This window comes from Halopiger xanaduensis SH-6 (assembly GCF_000217715.1).
Lineage (GTDB): Archaea > Halobacteriota > Halobacteria > Halobacteriales > Natrialbaceae > Halopiger > Halopiger xanaduensis.
The window spans coordinates 1,652,242-1,671,881 of the sequence record NC_015666.1; the positions used below are offsets into that span (position 1 = coordinate 1,652,242).

The following is a 19,640-nucleotide window of genomic DNA, read 5'->3' on the forward strand; positions in this document are numbered from 1 at the left end:
CGAGCGTACTTTTAGGTTGTTATTCAGCTGAATATCTCACACTGTGTTCGGTCAGTCGCCGACCGAAACCGATTGACCGTTCAGAACGTCGTCCTCGGAAACGGTCACCGTCTGATTCCCAACTGCGTACTCGCCTGCGTACGGGACCGTCACCGTCCCTTGGCCGTCGTCTCCGATAGCCACGTCGCGTTCGTAGGTGATCGACTCATCGGACACCGATACCGTCGTCTCGAGGGGCACGGACGAACCCGCCTCGCCGGAGACGTCGAGCGTCGCACCGGGGACGACTGCGAACGCAGCAACGTCGTCGTCGACGAAGAGCGCCTGGTAGTGGGCGACGCCGTCAGTTTCGTTCCCGGCCGAACCGTACCGCTCGAACAACTGCGCCTGCGTACTGTCTGCCGGCACATCCCGCTCGACGTCGGTGAGGACGACGTAGCCGACGCGGCCGTCGAACCGATCGTACCAGCCGTCGGGATCTGAACCGGTGACGAAATCGACGTAATTGCTCTGTGCGTAGCCGTACCCTTGCGACTCGCCATTCACAAAGTGGTTGTACATCCGGTTGTCGCCCCACTCGCTCAGCACGTAATTCGATGGGTACTCCCGCTCGACTGATCCGGCGTGATCGTCGATCGCCTCGAGCGCGGCAACCTGTGAGTCGTCGTACGCCACATCGGAAGTCAACCCGGGCACGTAGATCAGACTCATACCGAACACGAGTAGGAAAATTCCGACGACGTACACGGCTGCACGACCATCGGGAAGCGCGATCGACGGCTCCGATCGACCGCCGTCCGAAGCCAACGACGGTGCCCGTGCGCGATCAGCCGGTGACGGCGAGTCGCCGCGGAACGGGACGGGACGACGCGCGAGATCGACCGCGGACAGCACGTACACGAACCCGAGTCCGCCGAGGATCGCGAGCGGAATCGCGAGTTGGCTGGCAAACCGAACCTGAATCCCCGCTAGCACCAGTAGATATCCTGTGTAAGTTCCGACGAGCAACCACCCGGGTTCGTATCGTCGATAGACGAGCCAGACCACCCAGCCCAGCACGACCAGTCCGAGATAGAATCCGACGCCGAGCTGGTACAGCGGACCGAAGAACACGGCATACTCCGTCGCGAACAGCGACATTGTCTCGCTCGCTCCTTCCCGGAAGAACAGATCGTCGATACGTTGCTGCGCTGCCGCCCAGTCTTCCGGACGCAATCGGCGGAAGGCGAACAGCCCGATGGCGGCGACCACTGCTTCGACGGCCACTAACCCGCCGAGATGTACTTCCCGCCGACGCCACAGTTCACCGAGCGTGAATACGACCGTTCCCCCGGCTAGCACCATCGCAGGCGTCGCCGAGACGAAGGTCTCGTGCCATCCCCATCGGACGTTTAACGTAATCGAAATCACCGCGCCCAACGCAAGTCCAGCCAACAGCGGAAGATTCGCCTGTAGCGACGGCACGCCTTCTCGAGCATCCATCGCCGCTCGCAGGGCGATGTATCCGGCCAGCGGGAGCAAGAGCAGCGGCGAGCCGCCCCACGCGTGCGTTCCGACAGCGACGGAAATTCCGAAGGTGCAGGCGACGACCCACGTCGCGGGCGATCGAAGGTGGTCCGAAACGACACCGCCCGTCTCGAGACGATGTTGAAGATCAACCGCAAGCCATCCGAGCGTGAGTAGCGTCACGCCGAGCCAGAAGTACTGATGCAGCTGGTGATCGATGAATCCCAGTTCTGTGTACACTACGTGTGTGGGCGTGACAGCGAAGAGTAGCACTGATGCGATCCCGACGCGAACGTCTCGAGTGAGTAAGACGGTCAGCTTGTAGATCAACGCAGCCAGCGCAACCGACGCGACGATCGGAAGCCAGGCGGCGACGATATCCGCTGCCCACTGATCACCACCGAGTAACTCGGCAAGAAACCAGTTAGTCGCGTGAGAGGAGGGACGCGTCCATCCGGTATCGACCAAGACACCGTAATCCGTCGGTCCGGACGACTTTGCCAGCAGTCGTTCCATCCAGTAGCGGAAGAAGTACGGATCGTTCCCGGGCGAGACGACGTATCCGCGCTGGAAAACGCGGTTGTAAACGAGCATCCGCGCGGCGGCGACGACCGCCAGCGCGCCGAGTAGCGCAGACAGCGCCCGTGCGTCAATATCATATTTGAACGAAAACGAACGCTCGTCTTGTGCATCGGTTGATTCCGTGACGATTTCGTCCCCTGCAAGAACCGCTTGGACGACCGGTTCATCCGCAACGCGATATTCACCATCGTGTTTCTCGACTATCCCACGGGACACTAGCTCACCAAAGGTTCCAGAATCCAGAGCGACATCGTCGAAGGTCCACGTCTCGGCGTCCACATCGACCTCGAGAACCGCTTCGAGCACCCGTTCCCCGTCCTCATGATCCTCGAGGAACGCGGTGGTCGCGTCCGCGACGGCACTCGAGTCGTCGTCAGTCATTGCCCGTCTGGTGAGCGCGGGACCCCATCATGTTTTCGTTCTAGAGAACTGGGTCGACGTTGCGTAAGAAGTCTCCTTCGGTGCCGTCCCGCAGATCATCAGACAAACAACTGTTGCCTTGCGACGAGATGCGAAGCCGTTCGAAGTCTACTGTATGATGCCGACAAAGAAGACGACGAGTCGTTTCGATTGTGGACGTAATATCCTGCTGACGGCCTATCGTTTCTCGAGAATAGCACGGCTGTCGCTACGCGAGTAGCGTTCGAAAGAAAAGCGAAATACGGGAAGGCCGGACGAAGTCCGGTAGTTAGTTAACGTTAGTCCTGACGGCGCAGGGCCAGCATGGCGGCTGCGAGCAGGGCGATTGCGGCGACAGCAACGCCGAAGCCGGGCGTACCGTCGCTGGACTCGCCATCATCGTCGGAGCCGCTGTCCTCGGAGCCGCTGTCCTCGGAGCCGCTGTCCTCGGAGCCGCTGTCCTCGGAGCCGCTGTCGTCAGGCGTCTCTTCAGCAACGGTCAGGGTGCCACTGGCGGATTCGTCACCAGCAGTGACGCCCCAGCTGACGTCGCCAGCTTCCGAAGTGTCGAAGTCGTAGCTCTCGCTCCACTCGTCGCCGGGCTCGAGAGTGACGTTCTCGCTGGCGACGGGTTCGTCAGCGATGTCGACACCGATCTCGACTTCCTCGGCGGCGCCACCGTCGTTGGAGACGGTCACGTCGAGCGACGCGTCGTCACCAACGGTGACTTCGCCAGGCGCGGAAGTGTCGATGTTGATGTCAGGCTGACCGGCTTCGACGAGGACTGCGTCCTGCTCGTCCTCGCCGTCAACGTCAGTGTTCTCGGCTTCGATCGTGAACTCGGTGCCCGTGTCGTACTCGCTGAAGTCGTAGGTGGCGGTGAACGTACCGTCACTGGCGACTTCAACGTCTTCGGACTCCGTGAACGTACCGGAGGCGCGAACGGACGTGTCGACTTCGCTACCGGGCGCCGCGTTGGTCGTGCCGGTGATTTCAGCGTCTTCCGAGTTCGGGACTTCCTCGTTCGCGTCGTCGAGGCTCAGTTCGCCCTCTTCGATCGTGAACTCGTTCTCGATTTCAACCTCTTCGTCCTCATCGCTGACGAAGGGGTTGTCCTCGGTCACCGTGTACGTGAGGTCGTACGACTGGTCGGTGTCGAAGTCATCGTCTCCCTGGTACTCGAGAGCAACGACGAGGTCACCGTCGTAGTCCTCGAGACTCGTTCCGGAAACGGTGAAGTCATCGAGGTCCAGCTCGTTATCAGCGTTCGGGCTGGGGTCCTCGATCGTCATGTTAACGCCGACATCCTGGAAGAAGGTGCTCAGCGACTGACCATCTGCACTTGACAGATCGCCATCAGTGTGGTTGGACAGTGCACCTTCGTGGCCGAAGTTCTCGATGCTCAGGAGCAGGTGGTCGCCGTCAGCGACGGTATCGCTGTCCGTGAGCGTCGCTTCTTCGAAGTCGTCACCGGTGAGTTCGTCGTCAGCCGGTGCGATCTGCGTCGTCACGTCACCGAAGTCGGACTTCTCTTCAACCATGAAGTAGTCCGTATCGGTTTCGCCGTCGTCGGTTACGGACGAGTTGTCCATATCAACTTCGGTACCGGCCACCATCTCGTAATCGTGAGCGGCAAGGGGATTACCCTGGCTTGGCGACGCACTCACGTTGGTCTCTTCGATGGTGACATCATCTTCGTATGCTTCGTGAACGCTCCAGCCGTGATTCTCGCCCGTGAAGTTGTGCGAGTACGTGTTGTACTGAAGCGTAATCTCGTCGAAACCGTCATCCGAGTCGTCCGTGAACTCGACTGCGGTCTGGAAGTTGTCGTCGTCCTCGTCACCGATCTGAACAACACCGGTGTCGGTGTAATCCATGCTCACGGTGACGTTGATGAGATCGCCTTCTTCGCCCGAAGTGTCCCCAATGAAGCTAACGTCAGCCTCATCGTCGATCACTTCGACCGATGCGTTTTCTTCAGCCAGCGAATCGGTCGTTTCGAAGTCAAACTCGTAGTCGTCAGCGTCGATGTCGGTGAAGTTGGCGGAGAACTCTTGATCCTCGCCGATGTTCTTGAGCGTCAGAACATCTTCATCATCCTCGTAGGTATCCGAATCGGCCCAACCGCCGTTGTTAACGAAGATGTCCTCGAGGTCCTCGCCGTCGAGTCCGTCAGCCGTGACGTTCAGGTGCTGGTCGGAACGGTCAGACTCGATCGAGATATCCGTCGCACCGTCTTGCTGGACGGAGCTACGGTCGAACGCGATATCGAGGCTTTCAGTCGAACCCCAGAAGACGTGGCCATCCCAGGAACTGTTGTCGTCACCGACAACATTGATGTGATAACCTCGCTCTTCCAGGTCGTCAGTCTCGATAACTGCCGAGCCAGTGTCGCTGTCTATTCGCTGTTCTTCGACGACATCAGCATCACTGTCGACTTCAGCACCCTCTCGGATCTGAACAGCGTCAGCGTCTGTGCTGAAACCGGTGAGGTTGATTTCTTGACCGAGCCATGCATCTTCGAAGCTTTCCACGTTGTCTGCGTTGTATGACGGTCCAGCGTCTGTAGGGCCGTGACTAGCTACCGCGCCGCCCGCAAACGCTGCGGACATCGCAACAACAGACAGGACCATAATCGCTGCCAGGAACACTGCGCGTCCCTTTTCGCGATATGAATTTCCGCTCATGTGTTGTGTTATAGTTGTGTTATCTGCGTTTAGGTTGGTTAGCGAGCGATCAGTGGAAGACGACCGTTACCGGCATCGTTCGACACATCATCGTATGCCGACTCAGCCTTCCGGGTAGGGGTATTCGGAGGAAGAAGGGATTTCGTAATAAGCTTTCTGTTTAACAGGTCGGGCTGAGAATGGATTTCAGGTAGACCTTACACCTCGATAATACTGTTTTACGGCTTTCCATTGCCTTGGTAACACCGAATTATCCTAAGTATTGTTGAAATGTTGATCTCAACGGGTGTGCTGTGCCTTGTGGACCAGTCTGATTCGACCGAAGCATCCTCAAACACCAGTGTATCAACTTCGAGCAACAGCAGGCACTTTCCAGTTGCGGCCACTTCTCCAGAAACTGCCTCGAGATCAGTGGTTCGAGAACACTCTCATCACGAAGTGAAGCGAAACCAGTGTGGTCCAAAAGCATGTAAAGCGGTCTGTTGAAGAACACGAAGGTTGTGGTCCGTCCGACTGATATTGAGAGTTAGTTTGCACTGTCTGTCGAAACTCGCAACAAAAAATGACCGCGAGTTCTGGCGAGTCTATACGGCTGGTTCGGTAGCTATCGGTGCAACCGAATCGACCGAGCTGGCCGGTTCATTGTCAGCGGAGTTGTTCTCTTCCGTGTCGTCGGTACTATCTCCGTTAGTTCCGTTGCTTCCGCTCTCATTACTCGAGTTTCCGTCGGTTGGATCTTCGAGTTCGACCTCCTCGAGATCGACGGAAACCGTCTCACCGTCGACGATTGCGGACTCAGTGACTTCGGTCTGTCCCTGATACTCGGTAACGCCAAGATCCTGTTCACCGGGCTGCTCGACCGAAACGACGTAGTCGCTGAGCGCTTCGACGCTACTGTTCGTATAACCGTCCTCGACGCTCAGTTCGTCGTTCGTCGCGTACGGCACCGTCAGTTCGAAGCTTCCATCCTCATTAACCGAAGCTTCCTGTTCGTAGGTGAATGTTCGTCCGGGATCGGTTTCGAGCTCGACCGCTGCGGTCACAGTCGCGTTTTCGACGATGGATTGGTCGTCGACGGTTCCGGTAATCGTTGCCCCCTCGACGCGCTCGAAGGTTTTGACGGTCGATGTGAGATGCGCATCCCACACCGGGATCCCGAGTGACTGGTCGATCTCGTCGTTCTCACGCGCGTCAGCGAGATTCGCCTGTATCGCGGCCGTCTGGTTGCTCCAGCCCATTTCGAGCGGGATCGAATAGTGTGGTAAGAGTTGCTGTCCTCTCTGCATTCCGCCGACAACTGCGTAGTCGTCGTTCTCGTGGACAAGGCGGTAGTGCTCCATTTCGTTCGCGTCCTGGAGGTACAGCGACGCCGTCGTCGTGTTGTAGTAGTTCTCGTTCGGCCCGGCGACCTGTTGTTGCTCGCCGTTGAACTCGTATTCCTTCGTGTCGTAGTAGTTACTGTAGCCGGGTCCGGTAAAGGCCGTCATCGCGCTGAACTTCCCGCCGGCCATCTGGTCGTCGATCATCACGTACCGGACGTCTTCGCCGCTGTCGTTGGTATCGGCAGCCAGTTGCTCGAGTTGCTCGTTCGATTCGTCGGTCGGCGATTCACCGGCGGCGATCGCGTCGAGGATGAGTTCGGCTCGCTCCTCGGAGGTCGCCGTCAAGAACGCCGATGACGATCTCGCATTTTGTTGGAAAGGGTTCGAGTGGGGAATCCGTTCGCCCTGGGTCGTAATCAGGTGTCCGTAGTCCCACCACGAGATCACGCCGTACGAACCTTTGGGATAGTCGTAATCGCCATCCTCCGGGTACTCGTAGGTACCGTAGTACTCGAGTTCGTCAGTGTTGTTCGCGTCCGCCCAGTCACCCGGCTCGGGCGTGTTTCCTTCGAGCCAGTGGTTCGCTTCCTCCCACGTCATCGCGTCGCTGTTCGGTCCAACGGATTCGGCGCTCCCCCACGCGGTTGCCGTCGCGATCGGCGGCAGCAACGGCGCGAACAGCAGAAGGACGACGATGACGACTGTGAGCACTTGATAGGTCTCGAGTTGTCTAACCGACTCAAGGCGCTTCGTAAGATCGAGATCGAAGAGTCGTACAACCTCCGCGACGAACGCGGCGTTAACGACGGCGATTGCGAGGACGAGGTAGTACGAGAAACGAACCTGTGCCGCTGCCATACTAATCAAGAACAGCGACCAAACAATAACGAGCGTGTGCTCGGCACGGAATTTACGGCCGAAGAGTGGTCGAATTGCGAGGAAGACAAGACCGATGAGCATCGTGTAGAACGCACTCCCTGACTCGGAGAAGACGTGGTTGAAATAGTTGTCCGGCGGTTGGACCTCTTGAACGGTCAGTGCGGATTCGGATGCACCGACGGGCAGCAGTCGCCCCGTGAGGTTTCCAACGAGCGTACTGTAGAGGTCTGGGAGTACGAGCCAGATAAGTGCCAGCGCGCCGGCACCGATTCCGACAACTGCAGCGGGATAGTACCGACGATCGATACTTCGATTGTTCCACTCTCGGGCGAGCCAGGCCATGAAAAGACAGCCGACTGCGACCGAGAGTGCAAGGAGGGGTTGAAGGTAGCTGAAATTAGTGGTTCCAAATCCGGGTCGTTCGATCAGTATCGCCGTCACGAGCGTCGTGACGCCGAGACTCACCGCACCGACGAATGCGATATGGTCTGGAGAGACTCCGCGGAGATAATCGAGACAGAGTTGCACGGCGAAGAATGCGCCGAAGATACCGACGAGTACGACGCCAGACGGCCAAACCCAGATGTAAAGCGAGAGCGCGAGTCCGGCAAGGACGCTATAGAGGGCAGGCGTACGAAGCGGCTGCCAGTCCTTATCCGCGATCAGTTCGTAGATCGGTTTCTCCCGCTCTCCGACGGTCAGTGCGACCATCATCGCGAGGACCGCAATCGCCATAAACAGCGCCTCACCGACGTGGTGGTCGAGCTGGCCGACGGTCGATCGCGAGAGGAACTGTCCGCGGGAAAGCGCGAGAATGATGATCGAGATGATGCCGCCAAGCGTCCCGCCGAGGCGTCGTCCCATGTAGAAGACGGGAATTGCGACGAGCGCCGCCATGAGCGGAATCGAAAGCAGCGACACCGTGTACAGCGTTTGGGCGGACGGATCGCCGAGCCCAACGATCATCGCCGCCGTGACGATCAGTTGATCGAAGAGCGTACCGAACTGGCCGACGTAATTCCCTTCCGGGAAGCCAGTCCAGATCTCGTACGGCATCGTGTGCGGATAGTTTTCCGCGGTCCACTGGATCGTTCGCCAGTGGTACCACGAGTCGATTCCCGCCAACGCAGGAGTTCCATCGCCAGTCGTGAACCGATCGAACGACTGGGTCCGCAACCAGAACATAAACAGCATCACGGCCCCGATAATAGGGAAGTGATACCAGTTTCGCCACGTCGCGAGGGCGGAGGACGTATCGGACTCCTCCTCGACGTGTTCGGTATCCGTGCTCATTAGGTTGCACCAGACCCAAGTCAAAAATAAGCCTTGTCATATACTCGTCGCGTTTTCATGTGTTAGTCGTCGACGTCACATCAACGGCTGATTTGGCCCCGAAAAACTAACGGCCAGTATCTGGAACCCCCTCCAATGGACGTTTCGGTCGTGCTCTGTACTTACGACACCGACGCGTACGACGACTTCTGCGAGGCCGCGACGAGCGTCCTCGAGCAGACGTACGACGACGTGGAACTCGTCGTCGTCGTCGACGGCACCGACGCCGTACACGAACGCGTGCTCGAGGATTTCGGCGATCGAGACGACGTCGTTGTTCACTGTAACGACAAGAATATGGGGCTGCTGGCGAGCCGAAATCGCGGCGCCGAACTTGCTACCGGTGACGTTGTCGCCTTCATCGATGACGATGCCGTCGCGGACGAACAGTGGCTCGAGTCGCTCGTGGACGCGTACGAGGAAAAGAACGCGATCGCAGCGGGCGGAAAAATGACGCCACGGTGGACGGCCGATCATCCCGACTTTCTCCCCGAGGAGTTCTACTGGCTCGTTGGCGTGACCCACCGCGGCTTCGCTGATGGGCCAGGGGAGGTCCGGAACACGTTCGGCTCGAATATCTCATTTCGTCGTGACGTCTTTCTGAATCTCGAGGGCTTCGATACGGATATCGGCGGCCGAAAGGGCGACAAAAACCTGCAGGGAGGGGAGACGGAACTGTGCGCGCGGATGCAACGGAAGTACGGGCGCGGCGTCTGGTACGTTCCCGAGGCCGAAGTCGAGCACAAGGTCTTCCGATATCGAACCGATCCGACGTGGCTCCTTGAGCGAGCATTTTGGCAAGGATATTCGAAACGCGCGATGGAAACGCTCGTTCCGGACTCGAGCAACGAGGAGAGCGAGTTTCTCGGCAAGCTCCTCCTGAAATACGTACCCGAGAGGACGCGGCGGCTCACGGATGATCCGAGCATCGGACGGGCGACCCGACTCCTCGCGCTGTTCGTCTTCACAGCCGTCGTTGGGGTTGGATATCTGTACGGGGTTGTTCGATACCGATGACTGCCACGCGTCCTTCGACGGCCGTCCTCTGGCTGACGCCCGATAAACCGGAAGATATCAGCGTTGGCCGTCGGCGTATCGCCGATCATCTCGAGGAGAGCGGCGTCGACGTAACACTCAGGGGCACCACGCCGAAGACAGTCCTGCAGTCGCTTCGTGACGCCGGTCAGTACGACGTCGTCGCCGGAACGACGCGTGCGGGCGCTATCGCGGGTACGGCAATCAAACTCGCGACTGGCACTCCGCTAATCGTCGACCACATCGATCCGATCCGACAGTTCGAAACGAACAATCCGCGCTGGCTCGCAGAGATCGTCCGTCGACTCGAGAATGTGGCCTTCCGCGTCGCCGATCGCGTTCTCTACGTCTACGACGAGGAAACGCCCCGGGTCGGACGGTTCGGAACGGTGACGAAGACTGCTCTCGGGGTCGACTTTGATCGGTTCGCATATCCGGATCCCGAAGTCGTCGAACGAGCCGAATCGGCGCTCGAGGGGACAGTAGCGGAGAACGTGGCGATCTACGTCGGCGGCCTCGAGCCGATCTACCACATCCGCGACCTGCTCGCTGCGGCGACGCAGCTCGACGAGAGTTGGACGCTGCTGGTCCTCGGGACGGGATCACTGTCGGAGCAGATCGAACGAGCAGCGGCCGCCCACGAAAACATCGTCTATCCGGGAACGGTTCCCCACGAGGACATTCCGGGCTATCTCCGCGCCGCCGACGTCGGCGTCTGTCTCGTTGACGATCCGCACACGCTGAAAGTACTCGAGTACGGTGCGGCAGGATTGCCGACGGTTCAGGTTCGGGGTCGTGCAGAAGAGCGGTTCGACGGCCTTGTCGAGTTTTGCGATCCGACGCCGGACAGTATCGCCCGCGCGATCGAGCGCGCCGAGGAGGAAACCGATTCGATGAGGGGGAAACAATCGATGACAACTGAACTCCAGTCGTTCGCGCGCGAGTTCGACTGGGCCGAGATCGCCGAGACGTATAAGAATACCATCACAAATCTGAAATAAGCCGACGGTGGAATCGTCGACATGGAGGACGTTGTTCTCGTCACCGTCGACTCGTTGCGCGCGGATCACGTCGGATGGCACGGCTACGAGCGAGAGACGACGCCGAACTTGGACGCTCTCGCCAAGCGGAGCCACACCTGCACGAACGCGTTCGCCCACGCCTGCAGCACGCGGCCGTCCTTCCCGTCGATCCTCACGTCGTCGTACGCCCTCATGTACGGCGGCTATGAGCGGATCTCGCCGGAGCGAACGCTGATTTCGGAAGTCTTCGACGAGGCCGGCTACCGGACGGCCGGCTTCCACTCGAACCTGTATCTCAGCGCCGATTTCGACTACGACCGCGGGTTCGACGAGTTCTACGACTCGAAGACGGATCCGTCGGCGACCGCGCGGCTCCGGCAGTTCGTTAAGGACCAACTGGACTCGGACGGCCTGGTGTACCAGACGCTCGCTCGAGCGTTCGAAACCGCCGAGGAAACCGCCGGCGTGAACATCGGCTCGGCCTACGTCAGCGCCGACGAGATCACCGACCACGCGCTCGAGTGGGCCGAGTCAGTCACCGACGACGGCCCCCGGTTCCTGTGGGTACACTACATGGACGTCCACCACCCGTACGTCCCGCCGGAACGCCACCAGCGCGCCTTCCGCGACGAGCCGATCGGCGAGCGGCGGGCGATCCAGCTCCGGCGCAAGATGATCGAGTCGCCCGAGGACGTCACCGAGTCGGAACTCGAGGACATCATTGACCTTTACGACGCGGAGATTCGGTTTACCGACGAGCAGATCAGCCGGTTGATCGACACCGTCCGCGAGCGGTGGGGCGACGTCACCGCGCTCGTCACCGCCGACCACGGCGAGGAGTTTCTCGACCACGGCCAGTTCAGCCACTACGCGACCTTCTACGACGAAGTGCTCCACGTCCCGCTGCTGTACGACGACAGCTCCGGAGATGGAGAAGAACACGATGACCTCGTCGGGCTCCTCGACGTGACGCCGACGCTCGTCGAGAGCGCGGGCCTCGAGCAGCCGCCGAACTTCTACGGGGAGAGCCTGCAATCCCTGTTCGACGGTGACGGCTGGTCTCGAGAGCACATCATCGGCGACTGGGAGAACACGAACTCGGGCGAGCAACGCTTCTCATACCGCGATCGGGAGTGGAAGTACATCCGAACCGGGGATGGCGAAGAACTGTACGATTTGACGGCCGATCCCGACGAACGGGAGAACGTCGTCGACACCGAGCCGGAAATCCTCGAGCACGCGCGAAGCGTCATCGACGATCACCGCCAGGAGGTCGCCGCGACCGAGACCGACATCGGCGACGTTCACATGGACGACACCGTCAAAGAACGACTGCGGGACCTCGGCTACCAGGAGTAAACGATGGCCGCGCAAACGCCGCTCGTGAGCGTCATCGTCCCGACGTACAACCGCCCCGAGCGACTGGTGCGCTCGCTCGAGAGTATCGCGGAGCAGACCTACGACGAACTCGAGATCGTCGTCGTCGACGACTGCTCGGAAACGCCGGCTTCGGAGGCCATCGAGCCGCTGCGCGACGAGTTCCCGTACGAGCTCGTCGTCATCAGACACGACGAAAACCGGGGCGCGAACGCGGCCCGAAACACGGGCATCCGCGAGGCGTCAGGGGAGTTCCTCGCCTTCCTCGACGACGACGACGAGTGGGCGCCGTCGAAGGTGCGCCGTCAAGTGGCGGCGTTTCGGCGCGCACCCGAGGACGTGGGGCTCGTCTATACCGCCCTTCAACTCGTCGACGACGACGGCGAGGAGATCCGAACGACGGACGCATCGGTTAGCGGCGACGTGACGCGGACGCTCCTCTGCCGGAACGCCATCGGGTCGTTCTCCTGCGTAATGGTCCGGAACGCCGCCGTCGACGACGCCGGCCTCCTCGACGAGGAGTTCCCGAGCTGGCAGGATCTGGACTGGTACATCCGCATATCCGAGGAGTGGCGCGTCGAAGCGATCCCCGAACCGCTGGTCACGAACCACGCCGGGAGCCACGACCGGATCACCGACGACCTCGAGTCGCTAATACAGGAGACGTATCCGCGATTCCTCTGGAAGCATCGACCTCGAGCGGCCTCGTATGGACGATTCTTCGAGCGCAAGATGCGCGCGTGGGCCGCGTTCCGGGTCGGCGCGTGGTACGCGCTTCCGGCCGGCCAGTACGAAACTGCGCAGCGATTCGTTCGGCGGGCAATCGCGCTGTACCCGCTGGAGCCGCAGTTCTTCCTCTACGCTGCGCTTGCAGCCGGCGGTGAGCCGGCGAACTCTGCGTTCGAGACGGTGAAGCGGTCGATTCCGCACTAGCACACATCGCTATCGCGCCGCGGTAGCGATTTGGCCGCAACGCTGGTTTCCAAAACGGCCAGAAACGTCCGCATAACAGTAGCCTCGGAAGTGCACGGCTAATCAAGAGCATGAGTATGCGCCGTGGTCGGCTAAACCGCGGGCGGTGGTATCCCGCTCGTATGCGCGATCGAGAACTGGTCCCTGCACCGTCGTGTTCCGTCACGTCCTCGAGAGGTGGTGTTCGTGGCCGACGATAGCGATCGAACAGCCGACGAAAACTCCGTCGCGGACGGCGGCTATCTCGAGCGAGAAGAACCGAGAGCTGAGACGACCGGAACCCCGTACCAGACGGGTGATCCGGTACTCGCCCGGATTGGCGAGACGCCGCTCGTCGACTACCCAGAACCGACAGAGGGCGGCGATATCCTCCTCAAACTGGAAGCCGACAACCCGACCGGTTCGATGAAGGACCGCGTCGCGCTCGGGATGATCCGCGAACTCGAGGCCAAAGGGCAACTCGAGGCGGACGACGTTGTGGTGGAAGCGTCCTCGGGGAACACCGCCGGTGCGGTCGCGCTGGTGACCAACCGACTCGGCTACGATAGCGTCCTGACGGTACCGGAGGGGACGAGCGGCCAGAAGATCGGCTACGTTCGGGCGTTCGGCAGCGAAATCGTCGAGTGTCCGGACCTCGAATCCGGCGACGAACGGCACTACCGCTCGACGGCCGAGCGGATCGCGGCGGAGCGAGGCGGCGTGTGGCTGGACCAGTACTCGACACAACTGAATCCGACCGTCCACTACGAGTGGACCGGCCCCGAACTGTGGCAGCAGGCGGCAGGGGATCTGACGCACGTCGTCTGTCCAATGGGGACCGGCGGCACGCTCTCCGGAATCGCAAGGTACGTGAAAGAGCAGACTTCGGACGTCGATATCGTCGGCGTCGACGCCGAAAAGTCGAATATTTCCGAAGCCTTCTACGACCGCGATCCGGGGACGTACGACACCGACGTTGAGGGCCTCGGAAAGGAACGCGAACTACCGACCATGTGGTTCGACTACATCGACGAGGTTCGCAGCGTCGGTGATCGGCGAGCGTTCGAAGAGGCTCGTCGAGCAGCCGCCGAACACGGCGTCCTCGTCGGCGGCTCCTCCGGCGCGGCGATCGCCGTCGCTCGAGAGGTCGCTGACGACCAGCCGAACGCACGTATCGCCGTGATCGGCTGCGACGGCGGCGAACAGTACTTCGATACCGTTTTCGCTGAGGGGGCGATGGATACGGAGGCGTCACGCGAGGAACCGGCCTCGTCATATCCCGAATAACCTCGAGTAGGTGGCTACAGTTTGACTCGGCTGCACCAGACGATAACCGCCGGCGGTGTTTTTCTCGCTGTCCAGCAAACGACGAGTCAAGGCTAGTATGGTCGGGATCTGCGGCGTTCTGGGCGACCGGCAGCACGACATCGAGTCGCTCGCCGAGACGATCGAATGGGACGACGACGACGAGGAAACGGCGACCTACCGAGACGATACTGTGCAGGTTCAACTCTCCGTTCACCGGGAAACCGACGCAGCGCAACCTGCAACAGCCCAAATGGAAAGTGGCGAGCAGTTGTGCTGGGTCTGGGGCGACGTTATCGGCGCCGAAGATTCGACGGGATATACGCCAAGGCAGGATCAGTCAACGTGCGATGCGGCGTACTGCGCAGGCTTACTCGAGGAGCAGGGGCTGTCGTTCGTCGACGGACTGAACAGCGAGTTTGCGGGACTGGTAGTGGATCGAGACCGCGGCGAGGCGACGCTGTTTACCGACCGACTCGGCGCCCGACCGATTTACCTCACGGAAGCGCTCGACGGCCGCGTCCTGTTTTCGACCCACCTGAACACGATCTTGGCGCACCCGGAGTTTCGACCGACCGTCGATGACGAGCTCATGTCGGAGTTTTTCAAGTTCGAGCGGGCCTTCGGGATCTACACGCCGTTCGAGGATGTCCACCAACTACATCCTGGATCGAAACTCATCGTCGATCTCGAGAGCGGAAAAACATCGCTCGAGCGCTACTGGCAACCTCACTATCGGCCGACGGAAAAACCGTACGATGCGTTCGTCGAGGAGTTTTCCTCGATCATACAGCGGTGCATCGAGGAGCGCCGGAATCCGGCGGACGACGATGGCATCTTCATTAGCGGCGGCAGCGACTCGCGGCTGCTCCTGTCGCTGTTCGAGGACCGCGACGTGACGGGATACCACCTGAACGACGCGATGAACGACGAGGCGAAGACGGCTTACAAAGTCTGTGAGATGCTGGACGTCGAGTTCCGATTTCTCCAGCGCGATCCGGAGTACCTGACGGACGTGCTGGAGCGAGTGGGCGACTTTCAGATTTTCTCCTCGTTCTTCGATCAGGCGCACTTCGCAGGGTTTGAGGATGAACTCACCGACGAAATCGACGCCGTCTTCGCCGGTCACACAGCCGATACTGTCCTCGAGGGGTTTTACATGCCGACGCGGGATGTCGACGTCCCCGGACTCGAGTGGACGATTCCAGTCCCGATCCTCGATCAGATCGCGGGTGTCGACGAGTACGCCGAGCACATCACCTGTGACTATCAGTATCACCGCGGTCCGTCGGTAAACTCACAGCCGAAGTGCGTGACTCTCGAGAAGGACCCCGTCGCGGTGCTGCGAGAGCACATGTCGGAATCGGGCGGCGCTATCGACCACCACGGCGTGCGCTATCCGTCGCTCGAATCGCTCGTCCACACCGGCGGCTTCTACCCGATCACGAACAACAAGGCGTACCTTATGTACTACTCCGCGAACCAGATGCTTCCGACGCACTACCCATACCTCGATAATCGAGTGATCGAGTTCTCGTTGTCCGTTCCGCACCGCCACCACGTCCGCCGGAGCGTCGTCAACCGGGCCGTGGCGAAGCGGAACCGCGCCCTGGCTGAGATTCCAAAGGCGGGGATCGGTCTGCCGTTGACCTACCCGAGAACGGTGTACAGCGCCGCGCGGCTGTGGCGGAGCTTCAAAAGCAAGCTCGGATCGGAGTCGGGAGCCGGCGGCGGATCCTGGAGCGATCCCGAGCGCGTCGTCCGGGAGACCGACATCGTCGAGGAGCACCTGCTGACCCCCGAGAACGCCGAGCGGTGTCCGGATATCGTCGATTGGGAAACGCTCGAGAACCTGTACCGAGCCCATCTCGAGGGAGATAACGAGTCCTTCGAGTTGTTCGGCGCGCTTTCGCTCTGTCACTCGTATCCGGTCGCAAACGATCTGCTACGGGGCAAGGAAACGATAACCGACGACTGACTGTTCGGCGCCAGCCACCGATCGTCGGCTGCGTCGCGTGAGATGCAGCGCCTAGTATAATGGGTCGGTTCGTCGTAGACGGCTACCAAATGTGCGCGCTCCACGAGCGAGCGGAAACGCTGCTCTCCTCGCTGTACTCGGGTCCGATTCGGAACGCCTCCGAGCAAGCCGGTCTCCATCCGTTCGTCTTCGAGATCCATCGACGAATCCAGACGCTTACGAAGCGCGTCGATCACCGACTCGCACCGAATCCGTACCCCGTCGAGGTGAACGGCCGAACCGTCCGGTTCGACGTCTCGACGCTTCCCGAGTACAACCGCGTCTCGAGCTTTCTCGATGAGGAAGCGGTTATCGATGCGATCGTCTCGGAACTTCGGGACGACGACGTCTACTGGGACGTCGGCGCCAACATCGGCACGCATGCGTTGCTACCGGCGGCGGCACATCCCGGCGCCCGCATCATTGCCGTCGAACCACACCACCGAAACGTCGCGAAACTGATCCGGAACAAGACGCTCAACGAGTCGGACTCCGTCACGATCCTCCCGATCGCGCTCAGCGACCATACCGGCACGGCGACGCTGCGCGGCGCGGACGACCGCCCCGGCTACGGCTCGTTCTCGCTGGGCGACGACACGGAGGAGACCGTCGCGGACGTCCCCGTGCGGCCGGGCGACGACGTGATCGCGGACGGCGTGCCGAAACCGTCGGTCGTGAAAATCGACGTCGAAGGCGCCGAACGCGAGGTGCTCGACGGGCTGTCGGAGACGCTCGCCGAGGGGTCGATACGCACCGTGTTCTGCGAGGTCCACCGCCACGAGGGCGTCGACGAGAGCGACGTCGTGGGTCGACTCGAGGACCGCGAATACGACGTAAGCCGTATCACTGAGCGCGGACCCACGGTCTTCCTCAAAGCGGATCGAACAGAGTCAAAGAGGTCGCTCCCGTTGCTATGACCGTGGACGAGTTCGAGTATCGACTGAGAACCGAGTTCGGACGTCGGTCGGGAGACGCTCGCCTCGAGACCAGCGTATGAAACTCGGCCAGATCTCGTTCGTCACGTTCGCGTCCCAGATCGCGTCGTCGGTATTCGGATTCGTCGCGACAATATACCTCGCGCGCACCCTCGGGCCGGGCGTACTGGGTACGTATTTCCTGGTCGTGGCGGTCGTAGTCTGGTTGAAGGTGATCGCCTTCGGCGGCGTCCAATCGGCGATCACGAAGCGACTGAGCGAGGGCGACGAACCTGGAGCGTACATCGCCGCCGGCACGGGGTTGTTCGCCGCGATCTACGCGGTACTGGTCGTCGGCCTCTACCTTGGCCGCGATCTGGTCGACGCGTATATCGGCCGCCCTGTCACGATACCGATTATACTCGTCCTCTTCGCGGCGCTCCTGCTGCTGTTCGTCTCGGCCACGTTGCAGGGCCAACACCGCGTCCACATCTCCGGCGCGCTCAGTCCGGTCGACATGCTCTCGAGAAGCGGGCTCCAGATCGGCGCTGCCCTGCTCGGCTTTGGACTGTTTGGGCTGCTGGCCGGCTACGCGGTGGCGAGTATCGTCGCAGGACTCGTCGGCGCGATATTCGTCAGTTGGAAGTGGCAGCTCCCCGAGCGACGCCACCTCTGGAGCGTGTTCGATTACGCCCGCTACTCGTGGCTCGGACGGCTGAGTTCGCGGACGTTCTCCTCGATGGACACGCTCGTGCTCGGGGTCTTCGTCGCCTCCGACCTCATCGGTATCTACGAGATCGCCTGGAACCTCGCGTCGCTGCTCGCGGTCTTCAGCCTCGCGATCCAGCAGACGGTATTTCCCGAGATCAGCAGCGTCGCCGAGGACGGCGATCAGGAACGGATCGTCGCCTTGCTCGACGATGCCTTCGCCTACGCCGGCCTGTTCCTGATTCCGGGGCTGGTTGGCTGTCTCCTCATCGGGGATTTCGTCCTGCGGGTCTACGGCCCGGAGTTCGGCGCCGGCCACGTCGTGCTCGTAATTCTCGTCGCGGCCCGCCTCGTCTACGCGTACGGCGAACAGTTCCTCAACGCGCTCAACGGCCTCGACAGACCGGACCTCGCCTTCCGGATCAACGGCGTCTTCTTCGTTACCAACGTCGGGCTCAACTTCGCGCTCGTCGCGACCTACGGGTGGCGCGGCGCCGCCGTCGCAACGGCAGTTTCCGCGCTGGTCACGGTCTCGATCGGCTACTGGGTTCTCTCCCGGTTTATCCCCGTCTCGTTCCCGCTGCGGGCGGTCGCGATGCAGGTGCTCGCGACGGTACCGATGGCCGCCGTCGTCGGCTGCGGCCGGCTGTTCCTCGAGCCGAGCATCCCGGTGACCGTCGGGTTGGTCGCCGTCGGCGCGGGCACGTACTTCGCGGCGCTGTTCCTCGTCTCGGGTCGCTTCCGGACGACGGTCGTGCGCAACCTGCCCGTCGAGTACGGCGGCTCGTAGGCTGCGAACCGCCCCCGTGATTCATCGGGCCGGCGCTGGTAGGTGAGGGTATGCAAGCCGTCGTTCTCGCCGCCGGCAAGGGGACTCGCCTTCAGCCCCTCACCGACGACAAACCAAAGGTGCTCGTCGAAGTCGACGGGAAGCCGATCATCGAAGACGTCTTCGACAACCTCCTCGAGATCGGTGCGAGCGAGTTTATCGTGGTCGTCGGCTACCAGAAAGAACAGATCATCGAACGCTACGGCGACGCCTACGAGGGTGTTCCCATCACGTACGCGCACCAGCGCGAGCAGTTGGGCCTCGCCCACGCGATCCTCCAGGCGGAGCCCCACGTCGACGGCGACTTCATGTTGATGCTCGGCGACAACGTCTTTCGCGCCAATCTAGCCGACGTCGTCAATCGCCAGCAGGAGGACCGAGCAGACGCGGCCTTCCTGGTCGAGGAAGTCCCCTACGAGGAGGCTTCGCGTTACGGCGTCCTCGATACCAACGAGTACGGCGAGATCGTCGAAGTGATGGAGAAACCGGACGATCCGCCGTCGAACCTCGTCATGACCGGTTTTTACACGTTTACGCCGGCGATCTTCCACGCCTGTCACCTCGTTCAGCCGAGCGACCGCGGCGAGTACGAACTCCCGGACGCGATCGATCTGTTGATCCAGTCAGGCCGGACGATCGACGCGATTCGCATGGACGGGTGGCGCGTCGACGTCGGCTATCCCGAGGACCGGGACAAAGCCGAAGCGCGCCTCTCCGGGGATTCGGTGCCGGACGAGAACGGTAACGATGACGAGAGTGACGGCGGAGAGTAACG

At 61.0% G+C, this 19,640-nt stretch carries 12 protein-coding genes and 1 pseudogene; 9 read left to right on the plus strand and 4 right to left on the minus strand.

Features of this window, described 5'->3' with window-relative positions; genetic code table 11:
- Positions 1-51 precede the first annotated feature (51 nt).
- The 4 genes and pseudogenes from HALXA_RS08120 to HALXA_RS08130 form a co-directional block, all read right to left on the minus strand.
- Positions 52-2,469, minus strand: a complete 2,418-nt coding sequence (locus HALXA_RS08120) for a hypothetical protein (RefSeq protein WP_013879852.1) — start codon at positions 2,467-2,469, stop codon at positions 52-54.
- Between the two features lie 317 nt (positions 2,470-2,786).
- Positions 2,787-4,079 carry a BGTF surface domain-containing protein gene (locus HALXA_RS22475; RefSeq protein WP_245550096.1) on the minus strand — a complete coding sequence of 431 codons (1,293 nt, stop codon included), beginning with the start codon at positions 4,077-4,079 and terminating at the stop codon, positions 2,787-2,789.
- Between the two features lie 75 nt (positions 4,080-4,154).
- Positions 4,155-5,174, minus strand: a pseudogene (locus HALXA_RS22935) (DUF7827 domain-containing protein); the annotation flags it as partial.
- A 584-nt stretch (positions 5,175-5,758) separates the two neighbouring features.
- Positions 5,759-8,668: an oligosaccharyl transferase, archaeosortase A system-associated gene (locus HALXA_RS08130; RefSeq protein ID WP_013879854.1), complete on the minus strand. Its 2,910-nt coding sequence runs from the start codon at positions 8,666-8,668 to the stop codon at positions 5,759-5,761.
- 135 nt (positions 8,669-8,803) lie between these two features.
- Here HALXA_RS08130 and aglG point away from each other — a divergent pair, with 135 nt between their 5' ends.
- The 9 genes from aglG (at position 8,804) to aglF (ending at position 19,638) form a co-directional block, all read left to right on the plus strand.
- Positions 8,804-9,724: a glucosyl-dolichyl phosphate glucuronosyltransferase gene (gene aglG, locus HALXA_RS08135; RefSeq protein WP_013879855.1), complete on the plus strand. Its 921-nt coding sequence runs from the start codon at positions 8,804-8,806 to the stop codon at positions 9,722-9,724.
- A complete protein-coding gene (locus HALXA_RS08140) occupies positions 9,721-10,743 on the plus strand; it encodes a glycosyltransferase (RefSeq protein WP_013879856.1) in 1,023 nt (340 codons plus the stop codon). Before aglG ends, HALXA_RS08140 begins: the two co-directional genes overlap by 4 nt.
- A 21-nt stretch (positions 10,744-10,764) precedes the next feature.
- A complete protein-coding gene (locus HALXA_RS08145; RefSeq protein WP_013879857.1) occupies positions 10,765-12,123 on the plus strand; it encodes a sulfatase in 1,359 nt (452 codons plus the stop codon).
- A 3-nt stretch (positions 12,124-12,126) separates the two neighbouring features.
- On the plus strand, positions 12,127-13,074 hold the full coding sequence (locus HALXA_RS08150; protein ID WP_013879858.1) for a glycosyltransferase family 2 protein: 948 nt from the start codon (positions 12,127-12,129) through the stop codon (positions 13,072-13,074).
- A gap of 225 nt (positions 13,075-13,299) precedes the next feature.
- Positions 13,300-14,379 (plus strand): PLP-dependent cysteine synthase family protein, encoded by a 1,080-nt coding sequence (locus tag HALXA_RS08155; RefSeq protein WP_013879859.1) that lies wholly within the window; start codon positions 13,300-13,302, stop codon positions 14,377-14,379.
- 97 nt (positions 14,380-14,476) lie between these two features.
- Complete coding sequence (locus HALXA_RS08160; protein WP_013879860.1) at positions 14,477-16,375, plus strand: asparagine synthase-related protein; 1,899 nt, start codon at positions 14,477-14,479, stop codon at positions 16,373-16,375.
- 89 nt (positions 16,376-16,464) lie between these two features.
- Positions 16,465-17,331, plus strand: a complete 867-nt coding sequence (locus HALXA_RS08165) for an FkbM family methyltransferase (RefSeq protein WP_171814664.1) — start codon at positions 16,465-16,467, stop codon at positions 17,329-17,331.
- A 76-nt stretch (positions 17,332-17,407) separates the two neighbouring features.
- Positions 17,408-18,826, plus strand: coding sequence for an oligosaccharide flippase family protein (locus tag HALXA_RS08170; RefSeq protein ID WP_013879862.1), 1,419 nt, complete (start codon positions 17,408-17,410; stop codon positions 18,824-18,826).
- A gap of 50 nt (positions 18,827-18,876) precedes the next feature.
- Complete coding sequence (aglF, locus tag HALXA_RS08175; protein ID WP_013879863.1) at positions 18,877-19,638, plus strand: UTP--glucose-1-phosphate uridylyltransferase AglF; 762 nt, start codon at positions 18,877-18,879, stop codon at positions 19,636-19,638.
- Positions 19,639-19,640: the final 2 nt, after the last annotated feature.